Genomic DNA, 2,280 nt, shown 5'->3' on the forward strand with positions numbered 1-2,280 from the left:
GTTCAAACAGAAGAGTCGATTACTCATCGCATTTTTGTTCGATATGTCAAGGGAAAGACTCGCCCGCAGGATCTTCCGAGATTGATCGAAATCGAGTGCGAGGGAGTTTGGTATCGAGCAAAACGAGTGACTGACTGCAATAGCGCAGGTCGCTTTACTCTTTTTGAATGCGAGGTGCTCAATGCAGCCGTTAAGAATTGAAGCCGAGTTTGCCAGGCCCTTGAATTTTGCTGACTTTGATAAGAAGGCAATGCGCAAGGGGTTTAGAAAGATCGGGCAGGACGTTTCAAAAATTGCGAAGAAATTATCCGCAGAGAAAGGAGTGTCTCTGCCGGGCCAGTATCCGGGAAAGCAAACGGGGATTTTTCAGAAGTCGCTAAGCTACAAGGTGTCGCGATCGGGTTTTTCGGTGGCGATCAAACCATATTTAAAGGGCAAGCAGGTGTCCGCAGCATTCAAAAGTCGGGGTTTTTATCCGGCTTTTGTCGTTTATGGGCATGCCGCCCCGAAAAAATCCAAGCGCGGGAAGGGGCATGCTAAGCAGTCTCCTGCGGGAAAGCTCGTCAAGCCAAGAGCAAACCCGATTCCGGCAGCGGTTGAATCCTACGGCAGAGTTCAGTTTCAAAGCGAAGTCTCAAAGATTCTGCAGAACGCTTTCAAGCCCGGACCTATAGGGAGCTTATTGAAGTGAAGTTAAAACCCATTATTGAGGAACTCAGAAATTACTGCCCGTCTTTTGAGCAAAGGGTCTACGGAATAGGGGCTTTTTCTCAGTTAAGCGAATCAGTGTCAACCGAGGCGATGCCAGCCGCGTTTGTTCTTCCTGTTTCAGAGGATCCGCAAGATCCTGCGACATCTTCAAGATATCGGCAGGTTGTGAGATTCAGGTTTGCCGTTCTCGTCATGGTCTCCAATACGGAAGACGAGCAGGGTCTGACGGCGTGGGAAGCGGCCGATGACTTAAAAAAGGAAGTCTTCAGAGCGATTCTGGGTTCCGATGACATTAAGGCGGGCAAAGACTGGATTCAGTTTGAAGGGCTGTCGATTGCGGAGATAAACCGGGCGGCTCTGACCCTTCAGCTTGATTTTTCCTGCGAGTATGAAATCAAGGATGAGCAGACTCGTCATGGTGCAGATATTGACCGCTTGGGCAGATTCCTGAGGATGTACACCGATATTGACGTGATTGCCGAGAAGGGACATCCCGACGGCAGAATTGAAGCAAAAGTTTTAATTGATTTGGAGAAAACTAAATGAGCATTTCATTTAACAACATTCCGAGCGACGTGAGAACGCCGCTTTTTTATGCGGAAGTCGATAATTCGATGGCTAACTTAGCCACTTCGACTCAAACGACCCTTCTTATTGGTCAAATGACCGAAGGTAAGGCAGAGCCGCTTGTGCCGGTTCTGGTTACCGGAGAAAGTCAGGGTAAGGATTTATTCGGCCGCGGTTCTGAATTAGCCCGAATGAATACCGTTTATCGCAAAAACGACCCTGCGGGCCAAGTCTGGGCGATTCCGTTAAGTGATCCGGAAGCGGCCGCTGCGGCTTCGGGCACGTATACGATATCGGGTCTTCCTACTTTAGCCGGCATTTTGAGTGTTTATATCGGAGCTGACCGCGTTCAGGTTCCGGTTGGTGTAGATGATTCTCCGGCTGATGTCGCTTCGGCTATTGCTTCGGTCATTAACGGCAAGCCGGATCTTCCGGTTACGGCAGAAGCATCTTCCAGCGCAGAGGACGCGGAAGTCGAAGAAGGATATGTAACCGTCAGCGCTAAGAATAAGGGCGCAAACGGCAATGACATCGCTTTAGGCTTGAACATTCAGGGCTACGGAGCAGGCGAAGAGACGCCTGAAGGATTAAGCGTAAAGATCACTCCGATGGCAGGAGGTGTAGGCGCTCCTGATTTCGAGACGCTGGATATTGCCCGCATCATGGGAGATGATCAGTACGACTTCATCCTGATGCCGTACTCAGATACCGTATCTCTGGACTATTTTAGAGAGGTCATGAATGATACGAGCGGCAGGTGGGCGTATGACAAGCAGATGTACGGTCATGTTTATACCTGCAGACGAGGTTCGATTAACGAGCTGCAGAAGTTTGGAGCGGCCCGCAATGATCAGCACGCTACGATTATTGGTATTGAGCCGGATGTTCCTTCTATGGCAATTGAGGTCTTAGCGGCCTACGGGGCGCAGAACGCGGCTAAATTGTCTATTGATCCGGCTCGTCCCACTCAAACGTTAGAGCTGATCGGCATCACTTCAGCGC

4 protein-coding genes are annotated in these 2,280 nt (G+C 50.0%); all 4 read left to right on the forward strand.

Translation table 11 applies throughout. The features are described 5' to 3' along the window. The coding region (locus tag E5987_RS13210) for a hypothetical protein (RefSeq protein ID WP_237178848.1) at window positions 1-201 on the forward strand (201 nt) is incomplete at its 5' end. Next, complete coding sequence (locus E5987_RS12550; RefSeq protein ID WP_160336407.1) at window positions 182-691, forward strand: hypothetical protein; 510 nt, start codon at window positions 182-184, stop codon at window positions 689-691. The genes E5987_RS13210 and E5987_RS12550, both read left to right, overlap by 20 nt. Further along, window positions 688-1,257 (forward strand): phage tail terminator protein, encoded by a 570-nt coding sequence (locus E5987_RS12555; RefSeq protein WP_160336408.1) that lies wholly within the window; start codon window positions 688-690, stop codon window positions 1,255-1,257. Before E5987_RS12550 ends, E5987_RS12555 begins: the two co-directional genes overlap by 4 nt. Beyond that, a partial coding sequence (locus E5987_RS12560; RefSeq protein ID WP_160336409.1) for a phage tail sheath subtilisin-like domain-containing protein occupies window positions 1,254-2,280 on the forward strand: 1,027 nt, incomplete at its 3' end. The genes E5987_RS12555 and E5987_RS12560, both read left to right, overlap by 4 nt.

This window comes from Parasutterella muris, from assembly GCF_009767915.1.
Lineage (GTDB): Bacteria > Pseudomonadota > Gammaproteobacteria > Burkholderiales > Burkholderiaceae_F > Parasutterella > Parasutterella muris.

What these genes read in the sequence shown, in the direction of transcription:
- E5987_RS12550 (WP_160336407.1), top strand. Translation starts at nt 182, where the DNA reads ATGCAGCCGTTAAGAATTGAAGCCGAGTTTGCCAGGCCCTTGAATTTT.